The sequence below is a fragment of the Candidatus Villigracilis affinis genome (genome assembly GCF_016705895.1).
GTDB classification, from domain to species: domain Bacteria; phylum Chloroflexota; class Anaerolineae; order Anaerolineales; family Villigracilaceae; genus Villigracilis; species Villigracilis affinis.
In genome coordinates, this window is record NZ_JADJKT010000004.1 from 248,060 (window position 1) to 266,009 (window position 17,950).

Annotated in this window: 14 protein-coding genes; 9 read left to right on the plus strand and 5 right to left on the minus strand. The window is 51.5% G+C overall.

Features of this window, described 5'->3' with window-relative positions; genetic code table 11:
* Window positions 1-17 precede the first annotated feature (17 nt).
* The 3 genes from dnaE to recQ are packed head-to-tail and all read right to left on the minus strand — an operon-like array spanning window position 18 to window position 5,297.
* A complete protein-coding gene (gene dnaE, locus IPI86_RS02560; RefSeq protein ID WP_345296413.1) occupies window positions 18-2,174 on the minus strand; it encodes a DNA polymerase III subunit alpha in 2,157 nt (718 codons plus the stop codon).
* A 60-nt stretch (window positions 2,175-2,234) separates the two neighbouring features.
* The gene (locus tag IPI86_RS02565; RefSeq protein WP_345296414.1) at window positions 2,235-3,131 is read right to left on the minus strand and encodes a YihY/virulence factor BrkB family protein; all 897 of its coding nucleotides are present in this window, start codon (window positions 3,129-3,131) and stop codon (window positions 2,235-2,237) included.
* A gap of 3 nt (window positions 3,132-3,134) precedes the next feature.
* Window positions 3,135-5,297, minus strand: coding sequence for a DNA helicase RecQ (recQ, locus tag IPI86_RS02570; RefSeq protein ID WP_345296415.1), 2,163 nt, complete (start codon window positions 5,295-5,297; stop codon window positions 3,135-3,137).
* 136 nt (window positions 5,298-5,433) lie between these two features.
* Here recQ and IPI86_RS02575 point away from each other — a divergent pair, with 136 nt between their 5' ends.
* From IPI86_RS02575 to IPI86_RS02595, 5 genes are all read left to right on the plus strand, one after another.
* Window positions 5,434-8,637: a tetratricopeptide repeat protein gene (locus IPI86_RS02575; protein WP_345296416.1), complete on the plus strand. Its 3,204-nt coding sequence runs from the start codon at window positions 5,434-5,436 to the stop codon at window positions 8,635-8,637.
* 236 nt (window positions 8,638-8,873) lie between these two features.
* On the plus strand, window positions 8,874-9,017 hold the full coding sequence (locus tag IPI86_RS02580) for a hypothetical protein (RefSeq protein ID WP_345296417.1): 144 nt from the start codon (window positions 8,874-8,876) through the stop codon (window positions 9,015-9,017).
* Window positions 9,018-9,587 carry a DUF5317 family protein gene (locus tag IPI86_RS02585; RefSeq protein WP_345296418.1) on the plus strand — a complete coding sequence of 190 codons (570 nt, stop codon included), beginning with the start codon at window positions 9,018-9,020 and terminating at the stop codon, window positions 9,585-9,587.
* Between the two features lie 2 nt (window positions 9,588-9,589).
* On the plus strand, window positions 9,590-9,868 hold the full coding sequence (locus IPI86_RS02590) for a hypothetical protein (protein ID WP_345296419.1): 279 nt from the start codon (window positions 9,590-9,592) through the stop codon (window positions 9,866-9,868).
* A gap of 89 nt (window positions 9,869-9,957) precedes the next feature.
* Window positions 9,958-11,439, plus strand: coding sequence for an HD domain-containing phosphohydrolase (locus IPI86_RS02595; RefSeq protein ID WP_345296420.1), 1,482 nt, complete (start codon window positions 9,958-9,960; stop codon window positions 11,437-11,439).
* Between the two features lie 256 nt (window positions 11,440-11,695).
* Here the strand turns inward: IPI86_RS02595 and IPI86_RS02600 are convergent, their stop codons facing one another.
* A complete protein-coding gene (locus IPI86_RS02600; protein ID WP_345296421.1) occupies window positions 11,696-13,945 on the minus strand; it encodes an ATP-binding protein in 2,250 nt (749 codons plus the stop codon).
* Between the two features lie 295 nt (window positions 13,946-14,240).
* Complete coding sequence (locus IPI86_RS02605; RefSeq protein ID WP_345296422.1) at window positions 14,241-14,933, minus strand: response regulator transcription factor; 693 nt, start codon at window positions 14,931-14,933, stop codon at window positions 14,241-14,243.
* 342 nt (window positions 14,934-15,275) lie between these two features.
* Here IPI86_RS02605 and IPI86_RS02610 point away from each other — a divergent pair, with 342 nt between their 5' ends.
* The 4 genes from IPI86_RS02610 to IPI86_RS02625 form a co-directional block, all read left to right on the plus strand.
* Window positions 15,276-16,073, plus strand: coding sequence for a hypothetical protein (locus tag IPI86_RS02610; protein ID WP_345296423.1), 798 nt, complete (start codon window positions 15,276-15,278; stop codon window positions 16,071-16,073).
* On the plus strand, window positions 16,046-16,909 hold the full coding sequence (locus IPI86_RS02615) for a DEAD/DEAH box helicase family protein (RefSeq protein ID WP_345296424.1): 864 nt from the start codon (window positions 16,046-16,048) through the stop codon (window positions 16,907-16,909). Before IPI86_RS02610 ends, IPI86_RS02615 begins: the two co-directional genes overlap by 28 nt.
* A complete protein-coding gene (locus tag IPI86_RS02620; RefSeq protein ID WP_345296425.1) occupies window positions 16,872-17,621 on the plus strand; it encodes a hypothetical protein in 750 nt (249 codons plus the stop codon). The genes IPI86_RS02615 and IPI86_RS02620 overlap by 38 nt, the downstream gene beginning before the upstream one ends.
* Window positions 17,563-17,950: type I restriction-modification enzyme R subunit C-terminal domain-containing protein (locus IPI86_RS02625; RefSeq protein ID WP_345296426.1), on the plus strand; the 388-nt coding region annotated here is incomplete at its 3' end. The genes IPI86_RS02620 and IPI86_RS02625, both read left to right, overlap by 59 nt.

The following is a 17,950-nucleotide window of genomic DNA, read 5'->3' on the forward strand; positions in this document are numbered from 1 at the left end:
TTTTTCAACTGCGCCTTTCACGAACTTGGCGCGGTGTTTATCGATGTCTTCTTTTTCTTTTTGGAAATGGCCTTGCGCAGTTCATCTGACTCGGAAGGTGTGTAGCCTGCGAGTTCCACGGCGGCGCGCATGAGCTGTTCCTGATAAACAGGAATGCCGAAGGTGTCTTTGAAGATCGGCTCCATGGCGGGGTGGCGGTATTCCACTTCCGATTCGCCGTGCATACGCGAGATGTAATCAGGGATGAAGGCCATCGGGCCGGGACGATACAACGCGACCATCGCGATGATGTTATCCAGATTCTTCGGCTTCATCTGCACGAGCCAGCGCGTCATGCCGCCGCCTTCCACCTGGAAGACGCCAGCGGTTTGTCCCGCGCCCATCAACTCAAATGATTTGGGATCATCAATGGGAATATTGTTCAGGTCAAATTTAATGCCGTGACGTTTGAAGATGTGGTCGCAGGCACGCGCCATAACCGTCAACGTGATGAGGCCGAGGAAGTCCACTTTCAACATGCCCAGCGAATCGAGAATACCCATTTCGAATTGGGTCACCGACTTGATGGGCGTTTCTTCTGAATTGGATGTGGGACGGTGAAGCGGCAGATACTCTTCGATGGGATGATCGGAGATGACCACGCCCGCCGCATGTGTGCCCGCATTGCGGACGGTCCCTTCCATGCGCGCGGCAATGTCGATCACTTCGCGCAGGTGCGGCTGGTTATCGTAGATCTGTTTGAATTCGGCGACTTCCATCGCGTCCTTCATGGTGGTTGCGCGGCCTGAAACGAAAGGCACAAGTTTTGCAACCTTGTCAATTTCGGGCAATGGAATTTCCATCACACGCGCCACATCACGCAGGGCGGCTTTCGATCCCATCGTGCCGAAGGTGATGATCTGCGCGACCTTGTCTGAACCGTATTTGTTCGAGCAATATTCCAGCATCTTGGAACGGCGATCATCGCGGAAGTCGAGATCAATATCAGGCATCGAGACGCGCCCCGGGTTGAGGAAGCGTTCAAAGATGAGCGCATGTTCAAGCGGGTCAACCCGCGTAATATCGAGCGTGTACGCGATGATCGAACCAGCCGCCGAACCGCGCGCGTTGTACCAGATGCCATGATCGCGGGCGAAGGTACACAAGTCCCACACGATGAGGAAGTAGGCATCGAATCCCATGGTGTGGACGACGCTTAATTCGTACTCGAGTCTTTCCTGGACCTTTTGGCTGGAAGCGTCTTCTTTGAATTTGTCCTTCGCCCCTTGCTGACACAGCGAGCGCAGATACGTTTCCGGTGTGTACCCTTCCGGGACGGTGAACTCGGGCAGGTGATAGCCTTTGAATCCCAAGTCCACGTTGCAGCGTTCGGCGATGAGCAGGGTGTTGCTTAACGCATCTGGCACTTCGGAGAAGATCTTGCTCATCTCCAAAGGCGAGCGCAGATAATACGAGTCGTCGCTCATCTTCATGCGGCTGGGATCGTTGAGCGTGGAGTTGGTCTGGATCGCGAGCAGAATATCCTGCAGGCGCGCATCCGCTTGATTTACGTAATGCACATCGTTGGTGGCGATGAATCGCGCTTCGTAACGTGCGCCCAAACTGAGCAGCTGTTTATTTAAGTCGGTGATCTCTTTGATGTTGTGCTGCTGCAATTCCACAAAGAAGCGGTCACGGCCAAAGACATCGGCATACCAGTCCCATTTTTTCACGGCTTCCGCAGGGTTTTCATTCAACAGCGCGCGCGGAATTTCCGCCGACATACAGCCCGAGGTGGCGATCAAGCCTTCGGAATGGGAGGCGAGGAAGTCATGGTCAATGCGCGGATAATAATAGAAGCCTTCCATCTGCGCGGCAGAGGCGATCTTCAAAAGATTCTTGTAGCCAGTTTCATTCTCCGCAAGCAGAAGCAGGTGCGTGGACGAACGATCGAGCTTCGAATCCTTATCTTTCATCGTGCGCGCGGCCATATAGGCTTCCAGCCCGATGATCGGCTTGACCCCTTCCGCTTTGGCGGCTTTATAGAAATCGATCACCCCGAACATGGTGCCATGGTCGGTGATGGCCACATGTTCCATGTTCAGCTCTTTGACGCGTTTGACCAGCTTCTTGATATTCGAGAAGCCGTCGAGCAGGGAGTATTCGGTATGGACGTGTAAGTGGGCGAAGGACATGGGCTAAAAAAGATTATAGCACGCATGTTCATTTATAAATCTTACGGTTGGCTTAAAAAATCATGTTTGCTTTGGCGGTTGCTTCAACTGCCAATACGAAACGCTCAAATAAGCCCCGAAGATAAAAATGAGACTGCTGATATAGGCCCATAACAGAAAGGCGATGATAGTTGCCACGGTGCCATAGACCAGATTGGTGATCGAGATGTAGGTGGAAACAAAAGATAGAAAGGCCCGCTTGGCAAATTCCCAAGACAAGCCTGCCCCAATGGCCCCAGGTGCAACCTCGCGCCAGGTGGAATTTCCATGCGGAAGGATCATGTACAGGATCATGAATAACAGGACATCAAGCATGAGAGTCAAAAGCAGGCTGATGCCGTACCCGAACGGCAGGATCAGGTCTGGCAGCCACAAGCGGATATTGGCAATCACACTGCCTGCCAGCGAGATCAAAAAAAGGGTGGGGCCGACAAATACCAAAACGAAGAGAATGGAGGCCCCCCGCCGTTTCCACGCAGAGCGGCGCTGCTTGATGTTCCAGACATCATTCAAAGTGTGGTTTAGGGCGTAAAAGATCGTCGAGGCTGACCAGATCAAACTGAGCAGGGCGAAACCAGTGACCGATCCACGGGCGCGGATGACTTCGTCGATGTTTTGGCCCAACAGTTGTCCCAATGCTGGCGCGATAAATTCCAATCTTCGGATGGTCTCATGCTGGTCTATCATCTCAAAACCAAAGCTGAAACTTGCAAGCGAAATGCTCAGCAGAATTAAAGGAAAGAGCGAGAAAAGCGAAATATAAGCAATGGCCGAAGCCATGATCGCCGTATTGGGCATCAGGGTTTGCTTGATGGAATTTGCCAGCACCCACAACCAGCCATTCGTGCGCTCGTTGAGCGTGTGCATAATTTGCACCGCCTGCTGCCAGAGTTTATTCACGTATTTGGATGGTGTCATTGCTTATCTTTTCTCACATAAGTAACACAAGCGCAGAATTCTCAACTCGTCGTAATTCACTTTGCCGCCCATTGCATCGTACACGGGCTTCAACATGTCGGAGCCGTGTTTGTCGAAGGCTTTGAAGATCGCCATTTGTTGATCAGGGTCAAGGTTCGACAATGCGATCAAATCCTCTGCCGAGCGCAGTGGATTGCCCGCCATGATGAAACGCGCCAGATGATTCAGGATCGTATCGGCACTCACATTGTACTGCTTCATCAAAGATTGCACGCTTTCGCCCGAGTTGTAGGCATCGCCCACGGTCATGTATCTTCGGCCTGCGTCATCCTTTTCGCGCGCGGGCGCTTTGAATTTTTCATCGATCTTGTTCGACCTGCAATATTCCTTGATGATCTCAAGGAACGGCATGCCGTAACGCTCGAACTTGACCTTGCCCACGCCGCTGATATTCAACAGGCTCTCGCGTCCCTGCGGAAAATACATCGCCATCTCCACCAGCGTTTTATCGGAGAAGACCACATAGGGCGGAATGCCTGATTCATCGGCCAGTTCTTTTCTTCTGTTTCGAAGCAAGGCGAATAATGACCTGTCATATTCAGAATCAAGCGACGACTTGATTCGCGCGCTGGCCCTTTCACTCTTCTTCGCTTCATTTATTTGACCGAGAATCTGCTCCCGCGATTTGAGCATTTCCAGCCCTTTATCAGTGACTGACAACACCCGATAGGTCGGTTCCTGATTCAACAATCCCCGCTCCACCAGTTGACGGCTGAGATGCATCCACTGACTCTTGGTCAATTCCCTGCCAATGCCGTAGGTGGATAGTTCATGGTGCCTGTATTTTTCGATCTTCTCGTTTTTTGAGCCGAGCAGAATATCCACCACATGTGCCGCACCGAATCGTTCCCCGCTGCGTTTGACACAGGATAATAATTTTTGCACAGCCACCGTGATGTCCTGTTGGTCGGCGGGCTCGCTGTTGCAATTGTCACAGGTGCCGCAATTTTCCTGCGCGAAGGTCTCGCCGAAATACGAAAGCAGCGGCTTGCGCCTGCAAATATTTCCTTCGGCATAGCGCGTCATCGCATCCAAATGTTGATAGGATGCGCTGCGCTCGGGTTCCTCTTTTTGATCAATGAAATAACGGATCTTGCTTGCGTCGCCGTAGCTGTAAAGCAGCAGACAATGTGCGGGCAGGCCGTCGCGCCCCGCGCGGCCAATCTCCTGATAATAGCTCTCGATGCTTTTCGGCAGGTCGAAATGAATGACGAAGCGCACGTTCGGTTTGTTGATGCCCATGCCAAAGGCGATGGTCGCCACGATGATCTGCGCATCATCGCGAATGAAGGCTTCCTGATTCCGTCTGCGGTCTGAGTCTTCGAGGCCTGCGTGATAGGGGCGCACCGAATATTTATGGCGCGCCAGAGTCGCGGCGAGTTCATCCACCTGTTTGCGCGAGAAGCAGTAGATGATGCCCGATTGGTCTTTGAAATTTTCGAGGAAGCGCAAGGTCTGTGCGATGGGTTCGCGTTTGGGAGCCACTTCGATGAAAAGATTTTCCCTGTTGAAAGAAGCGAGAAATTCATTCGATTGCGTAAACCCAAGCGAGGCCGCAATATCCGCGCGGACTCGCGGTGTGGCGGTGGCGGTCAATGCCATGCACACGGCGGAAGGAAATTTGCGGCGCACATCCACAAGCTGGCGGTATTCAGGGCGGAAGTCATGTCCCCACTCTGAGATGCAGTGAGCTTCGTCGATCGCAAGCAGATCAAGCTTCAGCGCGGAAAGAAGCGAGTAAATCCTGGGAGTCAGTAAGGTCTCAGGCGCCACATACAGCAGCTTGGACTGTCCGCTTTTCACCGAGTCCATATTCGCCTGATATTCCTCCTGCGAAAGCGAGCTGTTGAGGAAAACGGCGGGCACGCCCAATGCGTTGAGTTGTTCCACTTGATCTTTCATCAGGGCGATCAAAGGCGAGACGACAACGGTCAGCCCGTCGAATAGCAATGCAGGGACTTGATAAGTGAGCGATTTGCCGCCGCCCGTAGGCATGACGACAAGCGTATCGCGCCGCGCCTGCACGTTGGTGATGATCTCACGTTGCAGCGGCTTGAAGGTATCGTAACCAAAAATGGATTTCAGGATGGATTCGGGCGTGGGCATGTGCGCCTGATTATAATGTTACTGCATTCGTTTTCGCGGGGATTGCATGTAAAATGATGGAGGAGAAGAACGTCCAATCAATCAGGTGATTGATTGATGGTGCGTGTGATGCACTCTCAAAGTACCGGGTATTCCAATGGCATCCATCCCGATCAGTAAGACCAAGATCATTCCGCCGCGCCGCCGCGCCGAGTTGCTCACCCGCAAACGGCTGGTGGATTTTTTGTTCGAGTCGCTGGATAAAAAACTTATTCTGGTATCCGCTCCTGCTGGGTATGGAAAAACTTCCCTGTTGATCGATTTTGCGAATCAAAGTGACCTGGCTTGCTGCTGGCTTGCGCTGGATGAAATGGACCGCGAGCCGCAGCGTTTTATTGCTTATCTGATCGCGGCGCTTGCCGAGCGTTTCCCGGGTTTTGGGAAGCAATCCACGTCCATGCTTGGCAATCTGACCTCGCTTGAGCAGGACATGGAAAGGATGCTGGTGACGCTGGTCAATGAGGCCTACGAGCACATCCATGAGCATTTTATTTTTGTCTTCGACGATTTCCATATTGTTGAAAATGTGCAGCCGATCCAGGCTTTTTTGAATCGCTTCATCCAGCTTGTGGATGAAAACTGTCATGTGATCATTTCTTCACGTGTACTCACCAGCCTTCCAGATCTGCCGCTGATGGTGGCGCGTGACCAGGTGGGCGGGTTGGGTTTTACCGACCTCGCATTTGCCATGGATGAGATCCAGGCGTTGCTGGCTCAGAATAACAATCTGCATATTTCCGATGATGAAGCACGGAAGATGATCGAAACGACCGAAGGCTGGATCGCTGGCTTGCAGTTCTCAGGGAGCGGCACCCTACCCACATCACAAACCGGAGTGGGGCTTTCAGATTTTCTCAACCAACAGGTGTTGGACCGCCAGCCCGCAGCGTTGCGCGATTTTATCCTGCGTACTTCCATGCTTGGCGAGTTTGACGCGGGGCTTTGTCAGACGGTTCTTTCCCCATTGTATGAAGAGCCGCAGAACTGGCAGGGACTGATCAGCGCTGTGGTGCAAAACAACCTCTTTGTTTTGCCTGTCGGCGCCGATGGCAGGTGGCTGCGTTACCATCATCTTTTCCGTGATTTCCTGCGGAAAAAATTCGAGTCGACACACCCTGATGAGGTCAGGCCGATTCTGGCGCGGCTTGGACACGCCTATGAAGATATGGCGGAGTGGGAGAAAGCTCACTACATTTACAAACAGTTGAACGACAATCAAGTCCTGGTTGCGATGATCGAGCGCGCCTCGAAGGATATGATCGTGCATATGAAAGTGACATTGGAGTCGTGGTTGAACGACCTGCCTCCATCCATGCTGCGATCTCATCCCGAGCTGCTTTCCATTCGGGGTGTCATTGCCTCTTCCCGCGGCAATATGCACGAAGGTCTGGCGCTGTTGGATCAAGCCGCGCAGACCTTCCGCAAGAATGAGAACATCGAGGGACTGGCCCGCACCTTGGTCCGGCGCGGTATTGTTCATCGTACTTTGGGCGAATTCGATGCATCTGTACGCGATGCGGATGAAGTGATCGGCCTGACCGAAACGCAGGATGATCTGCAGTTTCTATTTGCGGAGGCTTTGCGGGTAAAGGGACTGGCCTTGTATCGGTTGGGACAGGCGCGGCAGGCGGTTGAATTCCTGGATAATTCGTTAAATATTTACCTGCGCCTGAACGATGTTTCCAGCATCCCAATCCTGTATATGGAAACGGGTATGGCATACCAAACCCTCGGAAATTATTCCGAGGCGGGCGTCTCCTATGAAAAAGCGCTTCAAATTTGGAAAAGCAAAGGCGACCTGTTATGGCAGGCCATCTTATTGAATAACCTTGCCATTCTCCATCAGGCATACGGTGAATATGAAAAGGCTGCCGTTGCATTCGAAGATGGACTGATTTGCGCTCAACGCAGTGGATCCACTCGCATGCAGGCGCTGATCTCGACCGGGCTGGGTGATTTGTATACTGAGTTGGAGGATTTTGGCGTGGCGCAAAGTAATTATCGCCACGGTGAGGAGATCGCCCGCAGAATCGATGACCGTTTTCTTATTTTCTACCTGAGCGTAGCCCAGGCCGGATTGGCCTTGTTGCAAAAAGACCCCACAGAGGCGCTCCGACTCATTAACGAAGAGCGGGAGTTGATCCGTTCCAATGCTTCGTTATATGAGAAGGGTCTCCTTAAAATGGCCCTTGGTCGCCTGTCTCTGCTGCAGGGGAATCCCTCTGCTGCTGTGCAGGAGTTGGAGGAGGCAATCGGTTGTTTCTCCGAAGATGGACGAAAACTGGAAGGGGATACCTGCCGCGTCTGGCTGGCAGCGGCGTATCACGGATCGAAAAATAGCGGGATGATCGGTCAGACCATCAAACCCATCGCAGATGGCCGCGGACAGGTTATTCATCCCACCCTGATTGCGATTCATCAGGCGCGCGAATGGTTGAGCGGATTGCAATCCAATCATGAAGTCGGGCGCATGGTCGGTGACCTGCTGACCCGTGCCGGCCGTCTCGCGGCGAAATTGCCAGCCACCCGTCGTCAACTTCACCGCATGGCGCATGTCGTGCAGATGCCCAATCCGCACATGGTCATTCAAGCCTTTGGGCACGCGCTGGTGGGTGTGGGTGGAAAAACATTATCGCTTTCAGACTGGCAGACCCAATCTGTGCGTGACCTGTTCTTTTTCTTCCTCACCACCCCAAGGCCGCTTACCAAGGAACAGATCTCCGAGATCCTCTGGCCTGAAATGGACGAGCCGCACAAACTGAAGCTGCGTTTCAAAAACGAGATCTACCGTCTGCGCCGCGCGGTCGGGCAGGAGATCGTGGCTTATGAAGATGCGCTGTACAAATTCAACCGCTCCCTCGATTTTGAGTACGATGTCGAAGCGTTCGAAGCATTCCTCTCCCGCGCCAGGTCCACGACCGACCCCATGAAGCAGATCGAATATTATCAAACGGCCGTTGACCTTGTGCATGGCCCCTTTCTCGAGGATATCTACGCCGACTGGGTGATGCTCGAACGCGAGCGCCTCAGCCAGGTCTATCTTTCAACGCTTATCACGCTGGGGGAGCTGCTTTACAAACAGGCCCAGTGGGAGCGTGCGCTGGCGGTCTGTCAGCGTGCGCTGGATTATGAGGTCACTTTTGAAGCGGCGTATGCCCTGTTGATGCAGATTTATCATCGCATGGGTGACCGCCCTGCAATCATGCGTACCTACCAAACCTGTGAAGAGGTTATGCAGCGCGAACTTGGCCTGCCTCCCTCAAAAGAAACACGGGATCTATACAAACGCCTGATCTCGTAAAAGACATAACCCAAATTTCTCTAAAAACAGCCGTCCAAAAAACATTTTTGGACGGCTGTTTTCTTTTAACTCGTTCAGTCCTCACCCCGGTTTTACTCGGGATTTTGGGACATCTGCCCGTAGGGTAGAGGGCAGGGTGAGGGGCGGAATCTAATGTTTTGAAGCCTGTTTTGAAGCCTGGTGGCTCGTATCCTGTTTGCAACGAACCAAACTGATCGTAACAAAAAGGATGAACCATGAAAAACCAACTCGCTTCCCTCGCTTTCTTTGCTCAGAAGATCGACCGCCAGCAAATCCAGTTGATTTTGGTGATTGTGTCATTGGCTGCGCTCCTCCTCGGCACCGGGGCTCCTTTGGATGGCGGCGAAGTTGGAAAATAAGTGATCCTCCTGCTTTCCCTGGTGGCCGGGCTGGTCATTGGGCTGGTGTGGGCATACGGCCACAAAACCCCGTATCACCCTCCCGAGCTTAGGCATTTTGGGCTTGCCTTCACCGCCTACCTGCCGCAGTTCGTTGCCATCCAATTGCCCGAGCTTTTTCCAGACTGGCTGGATGCGGTTTGCCTGACACTCTCGCAGGTCTTGTTACTTGGGTTTGCCTGGCTAAACCGAAAAATTATCGGCATGCCGATTCTGATCTGTGGTGTGGTCCTGAATCTGGCAGTGATGACAACCAACAGCGGTTTCATGCCGATCAGCCCGCAAACAGCAAGCCGTCTGATCTCCGAAGAAGCACTACTGGATATCCAACCCGGGAGCCGCATCGGCCCAAAGGACATTCTCCTCCACCCGCAAGATACCCGCCTCGAGGGGCTGGCGGATCGCTTTCTACCCGCGGCATGGTTCCCCTACCAAGTGGCATTCAGCCTCGGTGACGTTTTTATCGCGATCGGCGCCTTTTGGATACTTGCCCGTCCGACTAATCATTTATCAGAAAATAGAGGACCATAACTATGCTCGCTCCATTTACTTATCAAAGGACAGTGTCCGTCAAAGCGGCTCCCAACCAAGGAGTTTCACATGGCATAAGCCGCGTTTTTTCAGCAGCATTGGTCAACAAGCAATTTTGTGACCTGCTTCTTGAAGATCCAAACACAGCCCTGAACAAAGGCTACCTTGGCGAAGGATTCCCCCTTAGCAAAGAGGAGCGCGACCTGATCGTTTCCATCCGCGCCACCTCCCTTTCCGACCTGGCAAAACAGGTCAGCCGTTCATTAAGCAACAATTATTGATTTGCCTGCCTTAATGAAACTTATTTCTTGAAAGGTTCTGCGCCACGCTACAGGTCATGGACCTTTGTAAACTGGTGCTTTTCTCAAAAATGATCACAGAAATTTCCCTGCAAAACATGCCGGATGCCAATCAACAATTATGGGCCATCTTTCAGGCCTTTGATGACCTGTTGTTTATCCTCGATTCCGATGGAACGATTTTGGATTTTAAAGCTGGCAGTATGACCAACCTGTACACCTCGCCGGATAAATTCATGCTGCGGAGAATACAGGATGTCATGCCTGCGGATGTCGGCGCAAAGATCGAGGATGTGTTAAGCAGGCATCGCGCCGGGAGTCGGGTCACATTCTTTGAATACTCGCTTAAGTCCCAGATTGGCAAACGCTGGTTCGAATCGCGGCTGGTCACGCTCACGAACGGGCAGCTCATCATGCTGGTTCGCGATATCTCACGGCACAAAACCTCTGAAGAGACGATCATGCGTCAGTTTGGTCAATTGGCGGCCTTGCGTTCCATAGACCTGGCCATCACCTCTGAATCGGATCTGCAACCGGTGCTGTCAACCATCCTCGATCATGTGCGCGTGCAATTGAATGTCGATGCGGCCTGCATATTGTTGTTTGACCCGCAAACGCAGCTTCTCGAATTCGCGGCAGACGCGGGCTTTACCACTCAGGCGTTGCAGTATACCCGTCTGCAAGTCGGCGAGGAGTACGCTGGGAAGGCCGTGCTTGAACGATCTGTACTTTATATCGACAATTTGATTTCACACCCTGCGGCGTTTCAAAGATCGCCTTTTTTGATGCAGGAAGGCTTTATCGCTTATTACGCTGTTCCACTGATCGCAAGAGGTCAGCCCGTGGGCGTGCTGGAAATTTTCCATCGCTCGCGGCTCGAAGCAGATCGTGACTGGCAAAACTACATGGAAACACTCGCGGGGCAGGCCGCCATCGCCATAGACAATGCCATGCTGTTCAAACATCTCCAGCGTTCCAACGCGGAATTGGTTCTCGCCTATGACAAGGTGATCGAAGGCTGGTCACGTGCGCTCGACTTGCGAAACAAGGAGACCGAGGAGCATTCCCGCCGTGTGACTGAATTGACTGTCAGGCTGGCAGAGCGGATGGGAATTGGTCGCACTGAACTCACACACATTCACCGAGGCGCAATGCTGCACGACATTGGCAAGGTCGCGATCCCGGATAGCATCCTGCTCAAGCCCGGACCATTGACTGATGAAGAATGGACGATCATGCGGCGCCATCCATTGATCGCCGTGGAATTGCTCGCGCCCATTGAACACCTTGCGCCTGCGCTGGATATTCCCCGCTCTCACCATGAAAAATGGAATGGCGAAGGATACCCGGATCGGCTTGCAGGCAAGGATATCCCGCTGGCCGCGCGAATTTTTGCTGTGGTGGATGTATTTGACGCCCTGACCTCAAACCGCCCTTACAGACCAGGCTGGCCGATGGAGAAGGCCATTCAATACATCAAGGAACAGATCGGGATACATTTTGATCCGCATGTTGTGCCTGTGTTCATCGATATGATGAGCGGTCAGGCTTAAATTCAACATACTGCTTTATAAGCAGGGGGAAAAGGGGATAGGGTGCGCTTCAACTTCTTGGGTGGCTGGTTAACATCGGAGAACGATGGCGAAGTTGAAGCGCGCCTGGATATTTTGGGCAACAGTGGCAGGTATTTGCTATTTGGAGCTTGTTTGAAAAGCCTGCTTTCTTTTTTGCAAAACACAAAACTGCGAAGATACAAAGAAAAAACTTTGTGCCTTCGCAGTTGAATTTAATGGCAGAATATATTTCAATCTATAAGGGTGAGGGCTTCCAGGTGACCTGAATATGAGTTCCAATTCCAAGGTTCGAGTGGATGGATGCCTCTGCCCCGATCAACTGGGCGCGTTTTAAAATACCAGCCAGGCCGAAATGTTTTTGCTTGACAAGGGTGTCGATCCCCAGCCCATCTTTTGTCTCAAACCCATTTCCGTTATCTTCGACAGACAATGAAATTTCGTCTTCCAGCAGCCTGCCTGTGATTTGAACTATCTTCGCCTGTGCATGACGTACGGCATTTTCACAAGCCTCCTGAACCATGCGAAAGATATGTTCCTCCATGTTCCTGATCTGATATCTTGAATCATCGGTTTCGATCTTCACAATGATCTCGATCTTTCCCTGATTGCGCTCTGTTAAAGTGCCCGCCATTTCTTCTAGGGCAGGTTTTAGCCCATACTCCAGCATGGGCGGGCGCAGATTGAAAATGATCTCACGGACCTGACTCGTCAACTTTTGATAGGCTTTTTGGAAAGCTGGCGTAACCTCCGCTTCGTCCAGATTCATGCGCAGGGCAGCCAGCTCGTTGAGGATGCTATCGTGAAGCAGCAGCGCCAGACGCATGCGCTCATCCTCGTATTGGCTGATGCCGTCCTGGTAGATGGATTTGAGATGTTCGGCTTGCAGCACATAACTTAATGCAATTGCGGTCTGGTTGGCGATGGATTGCAGGATGGGAATCTCTGCCTGGGGATAGTAATCGTCCGGGTCGCGGCGTCCGAGCAGCCAAAAGCCGATGAAAGAGTCACCAGCTTTGAGCGGAAGAATGAGGCGGATCCATTCGTCATCAGAGGAGAGAGCGGGGATGAATTTCCCGCTTCGTTCGACCAGTTGGCTGATTCTGCCTTCGTCTGGCATTTCTTCCGCTGAGACATTTTTGGCGAGCAGCGCCTTCAAACTCCCATTGGAAGTTTGCATAAAGGCGAATTGACGAATGAACAAACTCGGAAAGACATCCTTCTCAAGCAACAATAGAAGATCGTTAATGGATGTGCTGGCTGCGATTCGGCTTGAAAAACTTTCCTGCAAATTTTGGTAGGGAAGTTTGATCCCAAGAAGATGTTGTTCCAAAAATGATTGGAAGGATGGAAAGATCTGGATCGAAGCGATCACAATTAATACTGTGATGCCAATGATCAGGAGGATCATGTTTTCAAGTGTTGTGTCGATCAGCGTAATGGGGCGGATGAGAAGCGGAAGGGCTGCGCCGATCAGAATAAGGAAGGAATAAACCGAGATCAGCCGATTGGCGCGCAGTTCCATGCCGCCCAACTGACGGCGATAGATCGTGTAGAAGTAGGCCAGCGGCATAAGCGGCAAAGCCAGAAAGGCGAGCGGAGCGATCTTTGATGCAATGTCGCTTATGCTGAAACTGATTAGGGGAATCACCACCAGTAAAGTGGCGGTAAGCACCAGCGCAAGATCCCGCCGTTGATCGGGCTGCCGAAAGAAATGGACGCCCAGCAATACAGCGCTCCCAGCCATCGCAAGCAGAAAACCAAGCGCATAAAACCCACGCGGCGGGATTTGGAACAGTTCTGCTATTGCGAGCAGTAAACAGACGGCATAGAAAAAATAACCCAACCATTTTTGAGGAAGGCGAAGCGGCTTTGGAAATACCCAATGCAGATGCAGGTAAACCGGCAGCAATAGCCATGCCGCTACATGCATCAGAATGGACCCTTCCAGAAGATGCCATGCAGATATCGAGCCGAATATCAGCCAGAGCCCCATCAGGTAAAAGGCGGCAATGAACAATCTTCTGAGCGTTGAATTCTTTGGCCGTAACAAGAGTTGAGCCGCGAATCCAACCGCCCAAAATATGTAAGCCAGCCACCAGATATTGAAAAAACGAATATTGAATTCCAGTTGGTTGAAGCCCGGAATGACCCAGGGAATCGCAAGTTCCGTTCCGTTGCGATTGACAACAACGTTTATGGTATCCCCCGGTTTTATGCCTTTGAAGAAAGCCAGTCGGTTGTCTGCGTGGTAGTCATCCAGGCTGTTTGCCCCAACTCTCACCAAAACATCGCCTTCCTTCAGCGTGGGCTCGTTTTTGTCCTGGATATATACTGCAAGGATTTTTCCATCTGGCGGGTTGAAGCGGAAACCGATATAGGGGGCGTAGCCAAAAATGCCATACGTAAAAAACAATAAAATGAAAAGCACCGATAGAGACAGGAAAAATTCAGAAACATTCCAGCGATCTGTGAGGTCTTTTTTCATAATGTCCTCTGTAACGTGGGGCTTTGATAAATCTTGAATTTATAAGGCGGTGATTGGGATTATAGCGCAGGAATGAAACATTAAACCATAACCTTTGTCCGTATTCCGACACAAGCGGAGTATTAACGGGCGGCACTTCGGCGCAGGCCTGGTGCGAGAAACTGCGTCAGAAAGCAGGCACCAGCCCCAAGGCTTTGAAAGAGGCGCAGGAGGCTCTCCTTCAACGCGGGGCGGTGAGTGATTGAGTCGTTATCAAACTGTGAGGGAATTATTTCAAATGAGTCGCTTGCGCGGCCTAGTGGGTTGATTCATCTATTCGATGATCAGGCTGGTTCGGCGTGATCAATCCCTTTTGCCGTGCTTTGGCGATGGCGGCGGCACGGTTGTGTACATCCAATTTTATGTAGGCGTTGGAAAGCAGGTTGCGGACGGTGGAATTGCCCACATTCAATTTTTTTGCGAGTTCAGAGGTTGTGGCATCGGGATATGCCGCGCTGAGAGAGAGCGCCTCCAACTGGCGGGGGGTGAGAAGTTCTTCAGATAGATAACGGGCATATTGGTCATGAGCAACCTGGCTGTATTGGACTCCGCCCTCGGCGATGACCTTCACCACGCTTCCCAAATTCTTAAGAATGGCCTGATCGTCTTTCAGAATGTATCCACTGGCCCCGGCATCCATCACCGCACGGATCAATCCGCGTTCGGCATGCATGCTGATGACGAGGATATTAAGGTCTGGGTGGGCTTGCAATAACTTTGGAATGGAATGCAGGATCGGGTAGGGATTTCGATTTTCACTTGATATGGGGACATTAACATCCAGCAGAAGCACATCTGCGGGTGTTTTTTCCAACGTGGGTTCCAGTTCCTCCCCAAACGCCATCGTCGCCGTCACTTCGATCTGCGGGTCTTTTTCCAGCCGATAAACGTATCCATCCACAATGCTTTGATGGTCGTCCAGTATTGCCACACGTATTTTCTTTGTCATATGTTGCACTCCCTCTTGCGCTTTGATTCAGGGTAACAGAAAGAATTACAGGTTTCAAGCCTTTTTGCTGAAATTCAGTACAAATGCCTATGCCCTGTGACACCTGCCTATTGAACTGCCGTTTGGGCATCTGTACAATGGACTTAAGATAACAGATTTGCTAATAAGTGGAATGCGACATTGCTCTCATCTCCATTTATGTATAAGGGGCGAAGGGGATAGGATGCGCTTCAACTTCCTGGGCGGCTTGAACGCCAGATGGCTGGTGGGGGAAGTTGAAGTGCATCGGATATTTAATGTGGGGGACACGGGTACCGTAAATCACTTGTCCAAACGGTGATTTTGTATATACTTGAGGATATCCAGATATTCCAAAGCCAATTTGACCAAAAAGGGGACCATGCCCGCAAAATATCCGAAGACCAAACTCGTAAGCAAATGATCGACCCGCAGTTGGAACAGGCGGGTTGGTATTTGCGCGACCACTCCAAGGTGAAGATCGAAATTCCCGTGGACGGGTACGATGCCGAGCCGTGGAATGGGGTTAGTGATTATTGTTTGTACCGCGAAAACGGGGAAGTGTTGGCGGTAGTCGAAGCCAAGCGGACTTCCACCGATGTTCGTCTCGCAGAAGCACAACTCACCTATTACGTCACTGAAATTGAAAAGCACCAATCTTTCCGTCCGTTTGGATTTTTAGCCAACGGACTTGAAATCCATTTTGTGGATGTGGGCATTGCCCACAAGCGCGAAGTGTTCGGCTTCTTCACACGCGAAGATTTGGAAAACCTGCTGTATATCCGCCACAAAAAAAAAAACACCCGCCCCCCAAGAAAAAAAAAAAAACAACAAACGCCGCCCCCAACAACACCCACCCCACACCCCGCCGGGAAGAAAGGGAAAAGGGAAAAGGAAAAAAAAAAAACCGTAGGGGAAAAAAAAAAAAAAAGCACGACGATGGGATTGATTGATGTGTTCATGCGCTCCAATCAGGCACGGCGGATTTTGTTCGTGGCAGACCGAGACGCACTAGTTAAGCAGGCAATTGACGATGGCTTTGAGAAATTTATTCCGAATGAACCCTGCACACGCCTGCACAGTTGGGAATCGATATGCGCGCACAACGCCTCTACGCGGTGACACTCCAAACCCTGAGCAATATCTTCGAGCAGTTCTCGCCCGCCTTCTTTGACTTGATCGTCTTCGATGAAGTCCATCGCTCGATCTACAACAAGTTCAATGAAGTGCTGGAGTATTTCGATGCCCGCCAGGTGGGACTGACCGCCACGCCCGCCAATTACATCAATCGTGATACTTTCCTTGCCTTCGATTGCACAGATGGCAAGCCAACTTATCTCTACACCTACGAGCAAGCCATCGAAGACAAGTATCTCGTGGATTATGAACTCTACGCCGCGCGGACCAAGTTCCAGCGGCAGGGCATTCACGGCGTGGACTTGACAGAGGAAGAGCGCAACGCCCTCATCGAAAAGGGACTTGACCCCGACGATATCAACTACGAAGGCACGGAACTGGAACGGGAAGTCAGCAACCGCGACACGTTGCGCAAACAGTGGGAAGAGATTTGGGAAGTGTGCAAGAAAGACTCTTCGGGACAGTTGCCTGGCAAGACCATCGTCTTTGCCATCACGCAACAACATGCCTTGCGCTTGCAAGCTGCCTTCGATGAGATGTATCCGCAATTCCCGAATCTGACGAAGGTCATCACGCATAAATCAGAATATCGCGGCACGTTGGTGGATGCGTTCAAGAAGAAGGACGAGCCGCGCATTGCCATTTCTGTGGACATGCTCGATACGGGCATTGACGTTCCCGAGTGGTCAATCGTGTTTATGAAGCCCGTGCAATCGCCGATCAAGTTACGGCAGATGATCGGGCGTGGGACGCGGGTGCAGGCGGCGTGTCCAATCTGCATTATTGGCGAACTTCGAGAAGAAGGATTTTCTCATCATTGATTTTGGGAGAATAACTTTCAGCCGAGATGCCAAGGAAGTCGTTGACCAGTCCACGCCTGTGCTGGTGACAATCTTCAATACGCGCTTGAAGTTGCTGGAGACCTATCTCAAAGACCAGAAAGACCCCGATTGCAAAACGGTGATCGCTGACCTGCGCGAGCAGATTCAGCAAATCCCAACTGACTCGTTCACCATTCGCAAGCACATGCCAGAGATCGAAGAAGCATGGACAGATGCCTTCTGGGATTATTTCGTTTCGAGCAAGATCGAATTCCTGAAATTGAAAGTCGCCCCGCACCTGAGGCTCGTCCCTGGCGTGGATGTCGCCGCGGCGACCTTCATCAGCAAAGTGGAACGGTTGAAATTGCTCAAACGCACGGGCAAGGAAGCCAGCGGAACCATTCAATCCATTGTGGAAGATGCGCAGAGTTTGCGAGACACGATTTTGTCTGATGGTGAAATCAAAGCAAAGAGCATGTGCGTTCCTGAAAAACTGGTTGAATTTTCGAACAATGAATTGAATTTGCTTCGAGATATTCTTTTCACCATGTATGAAAAACAAAATGCGTTACGAACTCTTTCCTTGAACTCGATTTACTGGATTCCCATCGCCATCAGCGGCTACATTTTGCTCACCAAGAGCGGGAGAGAAAATGTACGTGGCGGAATATCGCCGCTTGGTGGAACAGCGCATTTTGCAATTGGTTGCTAATCACCCAACTATTAAAGCCATTCAGCACGGACAAAAAATTGACGACTGGCAACTGCTCGAACTGGAGCGCACGCTGACCAAAGAACTCGGCGAAGGCGACTTGGAAGTGACGCCCGAAAACTTGAAGAAGGTCTTTGCCCATGCCGCTGATAGTTTTCTTGGATTGGTGCGCCAAGTACTGGACATGCAAACCCTGCCCGATTACAAGGATTTGGTGGCGCGGCAGTTTGAAACCTACGTAACCCAGCACAACTACAACGCCGACCAGATCTGCTTTTTGTGCGGTGCAAACGTGTTCTTGCAGAAGCGCCATCTCGAAACCGCTGACT